Source organism: Verrucomicrobiaceae bacterium (assembly GCA_016713035.1).
Lineage (GTDB): Bacteria > Verrucomicrobiota > Verrucomicrobiia > Verrucomicrobiales > Verrucomicrobiaceae > Prosthecobacter.
Genome location: JADJPW010000006.1, coordinates 223,736 through 239,450 on the forward strand (window position 1 = coordinate 223,736; position 15,715 = coordinate 239,450).

The 15,715-nt window shown below is 57.6% G+C and carries 11 protein-coding genes and 1 CRISPR repeat array (1 of these 12 only partly in view); of the genes, 7 read left to right on the forward strand and 4 right to left on the reverse strand.

Going from position 1 to position 15,715, the window contains the following annotated elements:
- Nucleotides 1–12: 12 nt before the first annotated feature.
- Entirely contained in the window at nucleotides 13–354 is a 342-nt protein-coding gene (locus IPK32_18035) for an alkylphosphonate utilization protein (GenBank protein MBK8093817.1), read from the reverse strand.
- A 141-nt stretch (nucleotides 355–495) separates the two neighbouring features.
- Here IPK32_18035 and IPK32_18040 point away from each other — a divergent pair, with 141 nt between their 5' ends.
- From IPK32_18040 to IPK32_18050, 3 genes are all read left to right on the forward strand, one after another.
- Nucleotides 496–1,575 carry a zinc ribbon domain-containing protein gene (locus IPK32_18040; GenBank protein MBK8093818.1) on the forward strand — a complete coding sequence of 360 codons (1,080 nt, stop codon included), beginning with the start codon at nucleotides 496–498 and terminating at the stop codon, nucleotides 1,573–1,575.
- Nucleotides 1,576–1,776: 201 nt separating this feature from the next.
- Nucleotides 1,777–2,577, forward strand: a complete 801-nt coding sequence (pssA, locus tag IPK32_18045; protein ID MBK8093819.1) for a CDP-diacylglycerol--serine O-phosphatidyltransferase — start codon at nucleotides 1,777–1,779, stop codon at nucleotides 2,575–2,577.
- 87 nt (nucleotides 2,578–2,664) lie between these two features.
- Complete coding sequence (locus IPK32_18050) at nucleotides 2,665–3,894, forward strand: hypothetical protein (protein ID MBK8093820.1); 1,230 nt, start codon at nucleotides 2,665–2,667, stop codon at nucleotides 3,892–3,894.
- A gap of 6 nt (nucleotides 3,895–3,900) precedes the next feature.
- On the opposite strand, the gene IPK32_18055 is transcribed toward IPK32_18050, so the two are convergent.
- From IPK32_18055 to IPK32_18065, 3 genes are all read right to left on the reverse strand, one after another.
- Complete coding sequence (locus tag IPK32_18055; GenBank protein MBK8093821.1) at nucleotides 3,901–4,917, reverse strand: hypothetical protein; 1,017 nt, start codon at nucleotides 4,915–4,917, stop codon at nucleotides 3,901–3,903.
- Nucleotides 4,918–5,015: 98 nt separating this feature from the next.
- Nucleotides 5,016–5,753, reverse strand: coding sequence for an amino acid ABC transporter ATP-binding protein (locus IPK32_18060; protein ID MBK8093822.1), 738 nt, complete (start codon nucleotides 5,751–5,753; stop codon nucleotides 5,016–5,018).
- A complete protein-coding gene (locus IPK32_18065) occupies nucleotides 5,743–6,435 on the reverse strand; it encodes an amino acid ABC transporter permease (GenBank protein ID MBK8093823.1) in 693 nt (230 codons plus the stop codon). Before IPK32_18065 ends, IPK32_18060 begins: the two co-directional genes overlap by 11 nt.
- 430 nt (nucleotides 6,436–6,865) lie before the next feature.
- On the opposite strand from IPK32_18065, the gene IPK32_18070 reads away from it, so the two are divergent.
- The 4 genes from IPK32_18070 (at nucleotide 6,866) to cas2 (ending at nucleotide 12,917) form a co-directional block, all read left to right on the forward strand.
- Entirely contained in the window at nucleotides 6,866–7,453 is a 588-nt protein-coding gene (locus IPK32_18070; GenBank protein MBK8093824.1) for a response regulator, read from the forward strand.
- Between the two features lie 146 nt (nucleotides 7,454–7,599).
- Nucleotides 7,600–11,550 (forward strand): HNH endonuclease, encoded by a 3,951-nt coding sequence (locus IPK32_18075; GenBank protein MBK8093825.1) that lies wholly within the window; start codon nucleotides 7,600–7,602, stop codon nucleotides 11,548–11,550.
- 32 nt (nucleotides 11,551–11,582) lie between these two features.
- Nucleotides 11,583–12,500 carry a type II CRISPR-associated endonuclease Cas1 gene (gene cas1, locus IPK32_18080; protein MBK8093826.1) on the forward strand — a complete coding sequence of 306 codons (918 nt, stop codon included), beginning with the start codon at nucleotides 11,583–11,585 and terminating at the stop codon, nucleotides 12,498–12,500.
- Between the two features lie 63 nt (nucleotides 12,501–12,563).
- Nucleotides 12,564–12,917 (forward strand): CRISPR-associated endonuclease Cas2, encoded by a 354-nt coding sequence (gene cas2, locus IPK32_18085; GenBank protein MBK8093827.1) that lies wholly within the window; start codon nucleotides 12,564–12,566, stop codon nucleotides 12,915–12,917.
- Between the two features lie 144 nt (nucleotides 12,918–13,061).
- Nucleotides 13,062–15,715: a CRISPR direct-repeat array (repeat unit 36 nt; unit sequence ATTCTAGCCATCCCAAGCCGGGGGGGAAGCCAAAAC); it runs 857 nt beyond the window's last position.

Here is a 15,715-nt window from a genome sequence, read left to right on the forward strand (position 1 = left end):
TCACCTCTGGTCTCAGGCCGTTACTTTCTTCACAAAGCAGGCTTTTAGGCCGATCGCGACGCCGTCCATTTTGCAGGAGATTTCGTGATCCCCGTCCACGAGCCGGATCGGCTTGGATTTGGTGCCTACTTTCAGCACGTCGGAGGAGCCCTTCAGCTTGATGTCTTTGATCATCGCCACGATGTCACCATCTGCGAGGACGTTGCCGTAGGCGTCTTTGACGACGCGTTCAGCATCTGGTGCCTCAGCGGGGGCTTCTTTTGGCCACTCATGACCACAGGTCATGCATTCAAAACGCTCTGGGTGGTCCAAAACGTCATTCATCTCGCACATGGGGCAGGCTGGTAGGCTCATATCGTGCTGCTAAAGGACAGCAGGATGAGGCGCTGCACAAGTGTGCCTCTTGGCGAAATGAAAAGGCCTCATGTTCGTAGCCATCCTGCGTGCGTGGCGCTTGCCGGGTGGACAGTGCGTGGCATGATCTGCGCCACCATCATGCCTGCCGAAGTCACTGCTTTGAAAAAATACGCCTGTCCAGCCTGTGGGGCTGAGGCGGTCTGGACGCCATCCAAGAAGGCTCTCGTATGCCCGTATTGCAGCACCATCTCGCCAGCGGAGCTGAAGGCGGATGGCTCGCTCATCGAGGAGAGTGATCTGGTATCCGCGCTGCGCTCGATCCCAGCGAATAAGCGAGGCTGGGCGGCGGTGCGTAAGACGGTGAAATGCCAGAGCTGCCACGCGATCTCAGTTTTCGATGAAAAGCGTGTGGCGCAGAGCTGTGACTTCTGTGGATCACCCTCGATCCTGGCAGTCGATGATGTGGCGGCTCCGATCCGGCCCGGTAGTGTGATTCCATTCACCGTCGCTCAGAGTCAGGTGCGTGAGGATATACGCCGCTGGTATGCCAGCCACTTCTGGGCTCCGAATGCCCTCGGGGACAAGGCGCTGACCGATACGCTGCGTGGGATGTATTTGCCCTATTGGACCTTCGATTCCCATGCGGAGTGTCCGTGGGAGGCGGAGGCGGGTTATCATTACCATGAGCGTGATAGCCAGGGCCGCACCGTGGTGCGTACTCGCTGGGAGTATGCCAGTGGGCATGTGACGGCGGATTTTGATGATATGCTGGTGCCTGCATCGAAGGGGGTGCATCCGCAGTTGCTGGAGGATTTGCAGCCCTTTCCCACGACGACGAATCTCGTGCCCTATGATCCTGGTTATCTCAGTGGCTGGGTGGTGGAGCAGTACCAGATCGACCTACTCGCCGCAGCACAGGACTCACGCGCACGCATGGAGGCACGTCTGCAGAGCCAATGCGCCGACCAAGTGCCAGGAGACACGCATCGGGGGCTACGCATCGCGCCGGAGTTCTCCGCGCAGACCTTTAAGCATGTGCTGCTGCCCGTGTGGCTGCTGACATACACCTACGGCACGCGGAACTTCCAGGTCGCCGTCAATGGCGTGACTGGCAAGATCACGGGCGAGTATCCGATCAGTTGGGTGAAGGTGATGATCGCCATTCTCATCGGTCTGATCGTGCTCTTCTTCTTCCTGGGCATGCAGGAGGGGCGATGAGTTCGCTACTTGCCTGCTTAGGGAATCCCGAATAGCATGCAGGCATGACATTGACCTGGGAACGCATTTGTGAGGGCTGCTCGCGAGGCGATCTGCCCTACTAGATCGAAACGAACCACCCAATTCTCCCATACCGATCGTCAACGACTGATTTATATGTCCTCCTCTCACGAGCCTCGCATCCCCCTGCTGCCCACGCTGATGACAGCGGGGAATCTGCTCTGCGGTTTCGCCGCCATTTTGCAAATCTGGAGCGGGCACTTCCATTACGCCATCGTGCTCATTTTGGCCGCGTGTGTCTTTGATGCCCTAGATGGCCGTGTGGCACGCATGAGCGGTGCAGAGAGCCCTTTTGGCCGTGAGCTCGATTCACTGGCGGACATTGTGAGCTTCGGCGTAGCACCAGCGCTGCTGGTGCATGAAATCGTGCTCAAGGATCTGGATCGGCCGACAGGCATGGGTTGGCTCATTTCCTGCGCTTATCTGGTCTGTGGTGCGATGCGGCTCGCGCGGTTTAATTGCCTCGCTGCGGCCGATGTGAAGTGCAGCAGCAAGAGCTTCCGCGGCTGCCCCATCCCCGCAGCAGCAGGCGTCATCTCCTCACTCACCTTACTCATTCTCTGGCTGGACAGCAGCGAGCGTGAGATCGGTGCGTGGAAATATGCCCTGGCCGTGCTCATGGCACTCCTCTCCTACCTCATGGTCAGCGATCTGGAGTATCCCAGCTTCAAAGCGGTGAACTGGCGCACGAAGCGCTCTTTTCACTGGGTGCTCGTCAGCATCTTCATGATCACCTTCACCGTGGTGAACTGGCAGTGGATGCCGAGTGTCATCTTTGTCAGTTACCTGCTCTACGGACTCATCCGCCCGTGGGTGAGTCGGAAATGGCGCCGCGAGATCGAAATCGAGCCCGAAGTGCCCGATACGGACAACGTGGACGAGCGAGCCGCCCTCGAAGGCGACGATGAGGAGGCCATCTCACGCGAAAATGCCCTTCATTGATGCGATTCCGGTTCTAACTGAACATTTCGTCACAAAAAGCATTTTCTATAAGGCGAAGCTCCGCTAAGAGCGCCGCGCCCAACTCCCATGGCAGACTTCCACCAGCACGCCCGCGTACCCACGCTGCATCATCTCGCTCACGCAGATGGTACTGAGCGTGAGGAGGAGCTCCGCGTGCTCGCCACTCAAAAGCCCGTGGCGCTGCTGCTGCCAGCGCTCTTTGCCGAGTGTGAGCGGCCCGCGCTGCCGCGCATCCTGGAGCGTGCCGCAGATATGTCTCACATCTCAGAGATCGTACTGAGCATGAATGTGATGGATGCCTCACAGCATGAGATGGCGGTGGAACTATGCCGCCGCATGCTGCGCGGGAAGCCCGCCCGCATTCTCTGGAATGATGGTCCGGGCATGCGCGGCCTTTTTGAGCGCATGGAGCAGAATGGGCTGCCCGGCTTCTTTGCTGGAAAAGGCACCAATATCTGGACCGGCATCGCCAGCCTCCACGCACGCGGCTTTAGTGGCATCGTCGTCAGTCATGACACGGACATCCTCAATTACAGCCGCGATTTGATCTCACGCCTGCTCTATCCGCTGCTGCATCCGCGCATGGGCTACCGCTTTGCAAAAGGATATTATAGCCGTGTCGCCGAGCGGCTCTACGGGCGTGTGACGCGGCTGCTGATCTTCCCCATGATCGCGGCTTGTCGCGATGTACTAGGGCCGAAACCGCTGCTCGAGCACCTAGAGAGCTTCCGCTACCCCTTGAGTGGCGAGTTCGCTGCGGAGATGGGCGCTTTGAACAGCTTTTCACTCCCCGGTGGCTGGGGCTTGGAGATCGCGATGATGTGCGAGACCTTTCATAAGCTCTCTGCGCCAGAAATCTGCCAGGTGGACCTGGGATTCCACTATGAACACCGGCATCGCAGTCTGAAACCGGCACAAAGTGGCATCCAGGAGCCCGGACTCGTCACCGCCGCAGCCGATGTGGCGCGGTGCTTAGCCTATCAAGTCCTGCGCGACACGGAGCCCCGCAGTGCAGAGGAGATGCTACGCCTCATCATCGCCCGCTACCGTGTGCGAGCCACCGAGTGGCTGCTGCGCTATGAGCATGTCGCCCTGCTCAATGGCCTGGAGCATGATCCTGATGAGGAAACTGCTGCTGTGAATGCTTTTGGCCGCGCTCTGGACCGCCTCTTGGAAAAAAACGATCCTACAAGTCTCCATGTGCCCGCTCTGCGTCCCTCGGTGCGCAGCACTCTGACGCGTATCCCAGAATTGGCCACGCTGATTGAGGACGGAACGACCATCGTGAATGCCTAGCCAGCATCAGCGCCCTGCGGATGCGAGCGCTTTTTTCTCTGCCTCCAAAATGGCTAAAGAGGCCGCTTGGCGGGCTTTTTGTTTCGCTTCGTATTCAGCCTGGGCCTGGGCACGGGCTTCTGCGCGGCGGGCTTTGGCGGCTTCCTCAGCTTGCTGTGCGGCTTGGCGTTCGGCGTCCTGTTTGGCTTTCAGGGCAGCGGCAGCGGCTTTCATGGCCTCGACCTCCTGTTGGGCCTGGAGTCGTGCGGCAGCGGCGGCTTCCTTCGCCGCTTCACGTTCGGCAAGGGCTAGCGCCTTGGCCTCAGCGGCAGCTTGGCGGGCAGCGGCCTGTTCTGCCAGCAATCGGGCTTTTTCAGCAGCCTTCTCAGCGGCGGCTTGTTCTTTAGCGAGGCGTTGAGCCTCCTTTTCCGCCATCAAATGAGCTTTCGCCTCAGCGGCAGCTTGTTTCGCGGCTTCTCTCTCCGCATCGGCTTGGGCTTTTGCGGCGGCCTTTTCAGCGGTGGCCTGTTCTTTGGCGAGCCGTTGGGCTTCTTTTTCTGCGGCTGCCGCAGCGCGGGCCTCGGCCTTTTCAGCCGCTGCCTGCTCTTTCGCGATCCGTTGAGCTTCCTTTTCGGCGAGCAGTTGTGCCTTCGCCTCAGCGGCTGCGATTTTGGCCGCTTCGCGTTCAGCTTCGGCCTGGGCCTTGGCCGCAGCTTTTTCGGCGGCAGCCTGCTCCTTCGCGAGACGCTGCGCCTCCTTCTCCTCTAGCGCAGCCGCACGGGCAGCCTCCTTCTCGAGCGCTGCCTGCTCGCGGGCACGGATCGCGGCCTCCTTGGCGGCCAGATCAGCGCTTACCCGGGCTTCTAGCGCCGTCTTCAGGCTATCCACCAGAGTGAGCAAGCGCTGGGAAAGCTCCGCAGACTCCTCCAGCAGCGACGGAGCGGCCTCATGCAGCACATGGGCCTGAAGATCGAGAGATTGGAGCTTTTGGGCGGCGTCGGTGAGCTGGGCGAGGAAGCGGGGATCTGGCTTGGTGGTCGTCATTCGATGAGTCGTGTTTTTTTCTGGAAAAGGGCCGCCATGAATGAAGACGGATACCTCGCTGTAAAGCAGATCGCGTCATCAGCTTCGGCTTCCCCATTTCAGCGGTAGCGGGATAGTCCCTCTAAATAGCGCTGAGCAGGCTCCGTGCGTGGTCGGGCAAAGAAATCCACCGCTGGCCCGCTCTCCAGGACTCGGCCCTCGGCGAGAAAGACCACCCAATCCGCCACTTTCCGCGCAAAACTAATCTCGTGCGTGGCTAGCACGATGCTCTGTCCAGCCTCCGCTAGCTCCCGGATGACATCGAGCACCTCGCCCGTCATGACTGGATCGAGCGCAGACGTGGGCTCATCCAGCAGCAATAACTGCGGACGCGGCGCGAGAGCCCGTGCGATAGCTGCACGCTGCTGCTGCCCGCCAGAAAGCTGCGCCGGGCGCTTCTGGGCATGATCTGCCAGCCCCAGACGCGTGAGCAGCTCCGTAGCACGAGCCGCAGCCGCCTCCCCGCTGAGTCCATGCACCTCACGCAGCGGGAGGCAGATGTTTTCATGCGCAGTGAGATGCGGGAAAAGATTGTAGCCCTGGAAAACAAAGCCGTTTTGTCGCCGCGCCGCCAGTGCCAGCTCTTCGTCATGGGGTAGCTCCGCACCGTCGATCCACACACTGCCCGCCTGCGGCACCAGCAGGGCACCGAGGACGCGGAGCAGGGTGGATTTCCCCCCGCCAGAGGGGCCCAGCAGTGCCACAACCCGTGCGCTGGCATCCGTGCAGAAATCCGCCCCATCCAGCGCAGGGTGCTTTCCGAAGTGCTTGGTGACCTGTCGAGCCTCAAGTTTCATATGCGAATCTCCCTTCCAAACGCCGCGCCAGCCAGGCCAACGGCAGGGTGACAGCCAGATACGCCAGCGCCAGCGGGATATACCCCTCCAGCGGCGCATAGCTCGCCGCATTCATGATGCGTACTTTTTGCACCAGCTCCTCGATGCCGATCACCGACAGTAGAGATGAATCCTTCAGCAGGGAAACCAACTGCCCAGTGCTCCCAGGCAGAGCCCGCCGCAGTGCCTGCGGCACCACGACAAAGCGGTAGGTCTGCATCCGGTCAAAACCCACCGCCCGGGCCGCCTCTAGCTGCGAGGCGCTGATACTCTCCACCGCCCCACGAAAAACCTCCGCCAGATACGCCGCATGAAACACGCCCAATAAAAAGACCCCCACCAGAACTGGCGAGCCCACCCGTAGCGCCTCCGCCACGATGTAGTAGCCGATCAAAAGCTGCACCAGCAGCGGTGAGCCGCGGATCACCGCCACCACAGCACCGCAGAGCATCCTCAGCGGCTCAGAGCCAGCCCTCCGGCCCAGCATCAGCAGGAAACCCAGCACGATACTCACCCCCATCGCCGCGACAGACACCATCAAAGTCGTGAGCCATCCATAAAGAAACTCCACGCGGTAGCGCCAAACACCTGACCAGTTCCACCGGTAATCCACCGCCAAAAACAAGCCGTATAATCCAGCCATGAGCACCAAAAACATCCCCACAACCCAGAACGGGCGATGCAGGCGGCTTGGTTGAATAAAAGACATAGTCAGCAGAGCCGTGAGTCAAAGGTCAAGCCAAGCAAAGGTCAACCATGGCTTCATACAGCCTCTATTTGCTACTTCGGTGGCCTTATTACACTGGCTCTATTCCGTGCGCTTTTCCCGTGTGATGCTGATTTGTATGAAAGTGTTCACGAATAGGAAAGATTTACATCAACTAGCATTTTGCTATTGCATTTTTGACAGAGAGTCGCAAATCTACCAATTATTCTCGAAAACGACATAACCCGCAGCGGGGAGAACTATTAAAATAATGATAATTAAGTTAGTTTAATCAGCTTCTTCCCATTCGGCCCTACTTCCCGATATCAACCACAACAAGACCTAGAAACCACTGCTCCTCTCTATTATGGCCGACACTGCCCCGCCCGAACTCATGACGGTCAAGGAAACTGCGGAATACCTCCGCATTCCTCTGCCCACAGTCTATTATCTCGTTCAGCGCGGCCAGTTGCCGGCTGTGCAAATCGGTGGCCGCTGGCGCATCAAGCGCAGCCTGCTCGACCGTGACGTCTTGCGCAAAGACGAAGAAAGCGGCGGCCAGCCCACCGTCCTCGTGGTGGATGATGACCCCGCGCTCCAGGCTCTATTCAAGCAGTTCCTCAAGCGTGCTGGCTTCGGGCGCTTGGTCGTCGGCACTGGCTCAGAGGCCGTCGCGATGGCCAAAAAGCAGAAATTCGACTTCGTCTTCCTCGACCTCAAACTGCCGGACATCCCAGGGGACGAGGTTTACTCCCAGCTCAAGGCCCTGCACCCAGACCTCCCCATTGTGGTCATCACAGGTTACCCTGATAGCGAAATCCTCAGCCGCATCCTGTCTCACGGCCCCGTCACGGTCATCAAGAAGCCCATCGAGTATGATCAGCTCAATCTCGCTGTGAAGCAGCTCGGCCACAAAGGCTTTGAAAACGCCACCGCCTCTGCCGCCCTCGCCTAAACGCGGCCGCAGACAAGAGCGCAAAAGACTCTAGCCCGTTCCACCTCCGCGTGGGGCGGGCTTTTGCATGGTCGGCCCCATATAGAGCCACGCAACACCCTGGACCGCGCATGAGCACCTTTGAGCCTGACGGCAACACGGGCTAAATGCCCAAAATCCTAGTTCTATCTGTCCACTTGCTTTTTTTAGGTGAATTAGGTAAGATAACGGCATCTATGAGCACGGACTCAAAATCGGAGACGGGCAATGCAGCGGTGCAGCGCATCCTGGCATTGGATTTGGGGATTGGTTCCTACGGGATTGCATTGCTGGAGCAGAGAGGAACAGGAAACGACCGCAGTTTCTCTTTCCCAATCGTCCGTTCTTGCACAGTGCCCGAGATGTGGGCCTCAATGGAAAATGAGCGCAAGCGCCGTCGCATGTTCCGCACACGCCTCGCCCACAAAGCTCGTGAAAAGTGGCTGCGGGAGGTTTTTGAATCAAATGGACTGAAGAACGCCGTGCTGCATGGCCGCAAGATCACTGACAACCGCGTCAAACTACCGGATGGCAGGCTGCGGTATCAGCTCGCCGAAAAAGGTGACTACAAACTCGAACGTGAGTTTCCACCTCACCTCGGTGAAAAAACGGATGATGGAGCACCCAATGATGATGTCGGCTCCAACACTGTCTATTGCGGAGCCTCTTTGAGGTGCCTGTTACTACTTGGAGGAAAAGCACAAATCGCAGTGCAGGGACGCACACTCGAAGACTGGCAGGTCTTTAAAGCTCTTCATTCCGCCATTCAGAAACGTGGCTATGATCCCAAAGTGCCTTGGGCACGGGTTCATGAGGCTCCTCTTTCAAACACACAAAACAAGCCTCGTGCTGCCAGCAAAGCGCACAGCAAAAAATCTGACGCGGCGGTCAAAGAAAGCGAAGACGGTGAAGAAACCGCTGCGATTCTCTCCGAAGAAGAGCAAAAGCAGCGAGAGGAAGAAGCTGTCAGCTTGGAGCGCGCCAAGGCCATGCGGGATGCCGTCGCCGCTATAGCCAAGGATGATCCCCTCTACATGCACCCGTGTTTCTGGGAAGCTTATCGCATGGGCTTATGGAGCCAAGATAACCCTGCAGAGATTAAACTGAGGTGCCGTCATGACGCCCGCTCCGCCAAATGGGATGATCAAAATGATCCCGGTAAGAAGCCGAAACCCGGCGGAAAAGTCATCGCCGACGCCAACAAGATGCCCGCCGTCTTTCCGCGAGACATGGTGGAGGCCGAGTTCATGGCCCTTTGCCACGCAGCAGAAACACTGCTGCCGCAGCTTGCCGGGAAAGCCCGCTTCATCGCCTACGGTCCCCCGGAAATCGCCTATCCCAACATCCCGCGTCGCGATCCCAAACTCGAAGCAGTCGAAAAACAACGCCGTGAGGCAATGCAGCACCTCGCCCGCCATAAGGGAGAGGGCGACTATGTGCGCGGCAAGGAGGCCGAATGGAATGCTGCTCTGGGCCAAAAAGCACCCACCTTTGACAATCGCTGCGTCGGCACCTGTGCCCTGCTGCCACGCTACAACGTCGCCAAATGCGACCTTGTTCGCAACAAGGTCGGCCAGTGGGATGCCGACAGCCTCCTCGCTGCCGAAGTGTCCTTCCTGCTTCAGGTTAAAAACTTCCGCTTCGTGCCCGAACTCAAGGATGGACGTGACTGGCTCAACGCGGAGGACATGCGTAAGCTTTATACGGATCACTTCCATCAAACCGTAATTCCCGGCATTGAATCTCCCGGACAAAAAGGGGCCATCACCCGCGCCAAGATGAGCGACTGGCTTGAAGAGCATTTCAACAAACCTCACACGCCCAAACCGGGGCAGGATAACAAAGTCAAAGACATCATCATCGAAAAGCCTCGCCGCACGGGGCGTTCTCGCTTTTCCCGCCCGGCTTTGCGCATCCTCCGGGCGCTGCTCTTTTCCGGCCTCTCCCCACTGGAGTTCCGCGCCAAGCTGATTGATCTCAGCAACGCCAATGAAGTGATTGCAGACTGCGCTGGCACCTGGGGCCAACTGCGCAAGGCCATCAAGCTTACCACCAAAATGGGTGAGCTTAACACGGTTCCTACCCAGGGTCTGATTACCGAAAACTTGAGCTTCTTCGAGAGCTTGGGGGCCTGCTGGGAAAAACTGTCCGTGAGAGACGAGCGCTTGGAGAAATACAACGAAGCCGCGCAGTCGAACGAAGAGCAGAGGAAAGAGGCTATCGCCGACCTCATCAACAACGAGATCAATCCCCGCATCCGCCACCGCCTACTGCTGCTCGATCAAATCCTTGAGAAGGATTTCACCAGCGAGGCCACACGTCCGAACAAGGTCGTCCTCGAATTCGCCCGCGATGAGTTCATGGGCAAAAAGAGCGACAAGAAAAAAGCTCTTATTGAATTCCAAAACCAACGGCGGGATGAGCGGCTGGAAGCCTTGTCCGAACTAGGGGCGAAAGCTTCGCCGAATGCCATCCTCAAATGGCAGCTCTGCCGCGAGCAGAAAGGCATGTGCCTATTTTGTGGAAATTGCTTTAGCGACGCCTGTGTGATCAATTCCACGCGGACAAAAGTCTCGCTCGAAAATGCCGAAATCGCTCACATCGTTGCGGACAGCATGGGCGGGCCCCGAGCCTACATGAACCTTGTTCTTGCCTGCCAGAGCTGCAATCGAGAACAAGGAACCCTCTTTCATGCGGATGCTTTTGAGCAAAAGAGGTTCGGCAGATCGTGGGATGCCTTTGTCAATGACGTGCGGTCATGCTCGCAGATGCGTCCCTTCAAGAAGAAGCTGCTCACCACCAAAAGCCTTACCGACGCGCAGGACATGGTTCAGAAGCGCACCGCGTTGCAGGAGACGGCGTGGATTGCCAAGCTTGCTCGCACGTTAATCTGCCTCAAATATGGCTGGCCGCTGGATTTCGAAGGACAGAGAAAAAGCATTGTGGTGGTGACTGGAGCCGTGACTAACCGCGTTGCCAAACGTTACAAACTCTATCGACTGCTTGGCGGAGAAGGACGAATTGAGCAGTTGGAGAAGAAGGTCGAACAATGCCTCACTGATTTGCAAACGTTGCGTGACGCGGACGCCTCCCTTTCTGACGTCCGCAAAGCACGGGAGGCTGTGACCAAGGCACAAAAGGAAGTCGAGGACAAATGCCGGGAGGACAAACGCCACCATGCACTGGACGCCATGGTTCTATCGTTCCTGCCTCATTGGGCTGGCGATCCAGGCAAGAACATCTTCTTTGGTCTTCCCAAGGCTGTCGCTAAACCCGAATTCTTCGGAGACTATCTTGACCGTGTCGCCCCGGAAGAGTTGCGCTTTGAAAGACCCGTTCTGCGCGAGACCATTTATGGATTGCGCCAAGGCAAAACGGGTGAGCTCCAAGGGGCGATTCGTCGCGAGGTGCTGGAAATGCCCTTCGAGAGCAAATCCATGGAAGGCGAACTCATCAAGTTTAGTATCAAGAAACTACGGAGCGCCATTTCAAGCGTGAGGGATAGCGTGATACGCACAGCTTTAAACACAGTAGCTATGGAAATGGATCAGATTGACGGGACTGCCGCTCAACAAATGCATTGGATGGATTTTTGCGCTGATTTCCGCCTTCGTGAGAACGGCCCCTTGATCAAGAAAGCGTCCTGCTGGTCCGACATGCCCGCCAAAGAGAATTATGAAAACCTCGCCAAGGATCAGACCCCTGAAAGCGAGGCTGAAGGACGAGGGCAATGGCGTTGTCGAAAGGGTAGTCACCAAGGGCAGCTACTTTACCTGGATCAAAAAAAGGCGCCGAGAATCAAAGCCGTCAAAGTTTTTGAGTCCCCTGCGGCAATGGAGAAAGGATTGAAAGCATCCAATGAATGTTTGGAGTTCATTGCCTTCCTCCAATCTGGATGCGTCATTGAAATCAATGAGGATGTCGTTTCTGGAAAACAAAAAATGGCTCGTGGGAGGTATCGACTGGGGGGCATACAGCAAAGCAACGGCCAATGTGATCTGCGTGCTCCTGATGGATCAGAGTTTAAGAAAATCCCGATCACAAGCCTCCTAAAAAGCGGATTCCGCAGAGTAGCGTGAATTACAGATAAAAACACTAATCACAAATCACCATGAGCTACCATGTCGTCCATATACTTACTCACGGCTGCACGATTGGGCGCGACCGTGGCATGTTGGTTTGCCGCCCACCTAAAGACTCAGAGGATGCGCAGGAGCGCAAACGCCCGCTGGAAGACATTCGCGCTTTGGTCATCGCGGCACGCGGTGTCACCCTGACCAGCAACGCCGTGGCAGGCATTCTGGAGCAGGACGGGATGATTCTGCATTGCAATGACAGCTACCAGCCCGTGGGCCTCACCATGCCGCTGCCGCGCATCATTGACACGCGGGCCTTCATGAACCAGGCGGCGCAACCCAAACGCCTAAACGATCGCATCTGGCAAAAGATTCTGCTGGGTAAAACCGCCAACCAGCAGGCTGTGCTGCGGCAGCGTGAACTCTTCAGCGCCCATTTGGAGCGGGCCATGAAGATCAAGCAGGTGGATGAAGGAAACTGCGCCAAACACTACTGGCAGCTCTACTTTCCTAGCATTGGCTGGACCGGAACGAAACGCGACCGCAAGCTCAACACCCCGCCCAACCGCATGTTGAATTACGGTTATACAGTTCTGTCGGCCCTGTGCCACCGTTCGCTCATCGTGCATGGCCTCTCCCCTCTCCTCGGAGTCGGCCATGTGCCACGCTACCGCAGTGACTCGCTGGTCTATGACATCATGGAGCCTTTCCGCCCCTTTGTGGATTGCATGCTGGCGGAGTTCATGCAGCAGGCTCCCGAAGTGACTGAGGCGGAGTGGTGCAAGCACATTGGCCGTGAGCTGCGCGAGCGCCGGGTGGAGCGCGAGCCTTTTTCCCTGAAGCTACTGGACGCCATCGACAAGAGCGCGAGCACGCTGGCGGACAGCTACAGCCACCTCACCCCGGAGCCCTTGTGGCTGCCGAGTCTCTCGCACACCAGCAGCACCTGCTGAGGTTCAAGCAGGCTGCTCCTCAAAAGACAGGACACGCTCCTCGTCATCATCCCATGACAAGCCATGCCAAAAATCAAACTCTCACCATTTCGTATGGGCTGGATGCTTGTCATGTTTGATCTCCCGGTGCTGACCAAAAAGCAGCGGAAAGCAGCGACGGACTTCCGCAATGCCCTGCTCGAAGACGGTTTTTTCATGGTCCAGTTCAGCGTCTATACGCGAGCCTGCCCGGATGTGGACCGGATGCAAAAGCATACCGACCGTATTCAAAAGATCATCCCGCCCGCTGGCAACGTGAGGACCCTATTCCTGACGGATGCACAATGGACTCGTGGAATCTGTGTGAGCGGAAGTGATTACCAGCGGAACCATCCACCGGACAAGCTGACGATTCCTGAGCAGATTGAGTTCTGGTAAAATGAAGTCCGCCACACCGCAGGTGCCTCTGAAAAGGCAGGGCTGGATGTGGCGGACTATCAGTTAAGGCTTCCTTATTCCCCGGCTTGGGATGGCTAGAAGTGTTGTTATCTTATTGATTATGAGGTGATTCGTCAATGTCCTATTCTAGCCATCCCAAGCCGGGGGGGAAGCCAAAACAAATGCTTCCGCTTGGGAAACCCCAACAACATTCTAGCCATCCCAAGCCGGGGGGGAAGCCAAAACTAGGGCCGACCGTGTAGTAACCTCCACGCAATTCTAGCCATCCCCAGCCGGGGGGGAAGCCACAACTCCTCGCCTCGCAACGTGCGCAGCTCGGAGATTCTAGCCATCCCAAGCCGGGGGGGAAGCCAAAACGACTCTGGCAAGCGCTCCATTCATGCCTGGATTCTAGCCATCCCAAGCCGGGGGGGAAGCCAAAACTCGATCCGCTGCCGCTGCTCAGGCTTCCCGATTCTAGCCATCCCAAGCCGGGGGGGAAGCCAAAACCGGTTCTCGCCTGCCTTTACGGCCCTTACGATTCTAGCCATCCCAAGCCGGGGGAAGCCAAAACCAGCATCGCCGTTAGTGCCCCTTGGCACCTATTCTAGCCATCCCAAGCCGGGGGAAGCCAAAACAAGGCCGGTTACGTCTATGTGCGACAGGGTATTCTAGCCATCCCAAGCCGGGGGGGAAGCCAAAACGGGCTTTCCGTCCTGGAATACGTTTTTCAGATTCTAGCCATCCCAAGCCGGGGGGGAAGCCAAAACAAGGCCGGTCCGTCGATGTGCAACAGGGTATTCTAGCCATCCCAAGCCGGGGGGGAAGCCAAAACTGCTCTCCAGCGCTCAATAACTTCGCGGCAATTCTAGCCATCCCAAGCCGGGGGGGAAGCCAAAACAAGCTCAAGCCTCGCCGCGTCGAAACCGATATTCTAGCCATCCCAAGCCGGGGGGGAAGCCAAAACTACTGGATTCATCTGCCAGTAGGCCCAAATATTCTAGCCATCCCAAGCCGGGGGGGAAGCCAAAACCATAGCGTAGCGTGGATTCAAAACTTTAATATTCTAGCCATCCCAAGCCGGGGGGGAAGCCAAAACGCGCTCTCGGTGACAAGGCTGCAATGGTGCATTCTAGCCATCCCAAGCCGGGGGGGAAGCCAAAACTCAGAAGATCGGCGCATGATTGACCAGCTCATTCTAGCCATCCCAAGCCGGGGGGGAAGCCAAAACAGCCACAGTGGGGCGGCCTAGGCGGCTTTGATTCTAGCCATCCCAAGCCGGGGGGGAAGCCAAAACGGGTGTTGGCGCGGCCACTAGGCTCCCCGGATTCTAGCCATCCCAAGCCGGGGGAAGCCAAAACGCATCCAAGACTCTATTTCGAGGCTGCAAAATTCTAGCCATCCCAAGCCGGGGGAAGCCAAAACATGTGGAACCGGCTTCCACAGGAAGAAAAATTCTAGCCATCCCAAGCCGGGGGGGAAGCCAAAACTGCTCTCCAGCGCTCGAGGAGGTAGCGGGAATTCTAGCCATCCCAAGCCGGGGGGGAAGCCAAAACAAGGGTCAAGTTCGCTTCTTGTATGGCAAATTCTAGCCATCCCAAGCCGGGGGGGAAGCCAAAACATAGACGTTGTGCCCGAAGCGGTAAACTCGATTCTAGCCATCCCAAGCCGGGGGGGAAGCCAAAACGCACCCTTAAAGCTGGACACCGGAACAGAGATTCTAGCCATCCCAAGCCGGGGGGGAAGCCAAAACTGAGCGGGCGCGGAGTGCGCTGACGCACTTATTCTAGCCATCCCAAGCCGGGGGGGAAGCCAAAACTGTCTTTGCCGCCTCCACAGCTAGCTTCACATTCTAGCCATCCCAAGCCGGGGGAAGCCAAAACACCCGCCGCACCTTTGATGTGCGTGAGGAGATTCTAGCCATCCCAAGCCGGGGGGGAAGCCAAAACGGATGTCGCGGAGGCAATTCGCGTAGCGCAATTCTAGCCATCCCAAGCCGGGGGGGAAGCCAAAACGCCCAGCCCGTGCCGCGCAACCAGCCACGCATTCTAGCCATCCCAAGCCGGGGGGGAAGCCAAAACGGTGCCTGAACCGGTGAGATCCATCGTGGCATTCTAGCCATCCCAAGCCGGGGGGGAAGCCAAAACATAGGCATCCAGTGAGTGACCCCGTTGATTATTCTAGCCATCCCAAGCCGGGGGGGAAGCCAAAACGAGTCGCCTAACGGTGGCTCCCCGCGCTCTATTCTAGCCATCCCAAGCCGGGGGGGAAGCCAAAACCGGGTTCCCTCGCGTTCCTTATGGACCTCCATTCTAGCCATCCCAAGCCGGGGGGGAAGCCAAAACCCCTGTTCCATCATTGAAGATAAATAACCTATTCTAGCCATCCCAAGCCGGGGGGGAAGCCAAAACGAAGTGGCTCACCACCTTCAACAAGATCATATTCTAGCCATCCCAAGCCGGGGGGGAAGCCAAAACTGGCACCGCGATGGCGAGGCAGCCACCCCTATTCTAGCCATCCCAAGCCGGGGGGGAAGCCAAAACATGGCAAGACGCTGAATGCGCTGGAGAGCAATTCTAGCCATCCCAAGCCGGGGGGGAAGCCAAAACGAGAGGATCATCCACCAGCGCATCAAAGCCATTCTAGCCATCCCAAGCCGGGGGGGAAGCCAAAACTGATTCATGTGCAGACGACTCCGACGTTTGATTCTAGCCATCCCAAGCCGGGGAGGAAGCCAAAACAGGAGTTGGAGATGGCAGTGGCTCAATGGGATTCTAGCCATCCCAAGCCGGGGGGGA

Coding starts and splice junctions, on each gene's coding strand:
- IPK32_18060 (MBK8093822.1), bottom strand. CDS start 5,753: ATGAAACTTGAGGCTCGACAGGTCACCAAGCACTTCGGAAAGCACCCT.
- IPK32_18040 (MBK8093818.1), top strand. CDS start 496: ATGCCTGCCGAAGTCACTGCTTTGAAAAAATACGCCTGTCCAGCCTGT.
- cas1 (MBK8093826.1), top strand. CDS start 11,583: ATGAGCTACCATGTCGTCCATATACTTACTCACGGCTGCACGATTGGG.
- IPK32_18055 (MBK8093821.1), bottom strand. CDS start 4,917: ATGACGACCACCAAGCCAGATCCCCGCTTCCTCGCCCAGCTCACCGAC.
- IPK32_18075 (MBK8093825.1), top strand. CDS start 7,600: ATGCCCAAAATCCTAGTTCTATCTGTCCACTTGCTTTTTTTAGGTGAA.
- IPK32_18035 (MBK8093817.1), bottom strand. CDS start 354: ATGAGCCTACCAGCCTGCCCCATGTGCGAGATGAATGACGTTTTGGAC.
- IPK32_18065 (MBK8093823.1), bottom strand. CDS start 6,435: ATGGCTGGATTATACGGCTTGTTTTTGGCGGTGGATTACCGGTGGAAC.
- pssA (MBK8093819.1), top strand. CDS start 1,777: ATGACAGCGGGGAATCTGCTCTGCGGTTTCGCCGCCATTTTGCAAATC.
- cas2 (MBK8093827.1), top strand. CDS start 12,564: ATGCCAAAAATCAAACTCTCACCATTTCGTATGGGCTGGATGCTTGTC.
- IPK32_18070 (MBK8093824.1), top strand. CDS start 6,866: ATGGCCGACACTGCCCCGCCCGAACTCATGACGGTCAAGGAAACTGCG.
- IPK32_18050 (MBK8093820.1), top strand. CDS start 2,665: ATGGCAGACTTCCACCAGCACGCCCGCGTACCCACGCTGCATCATCTC.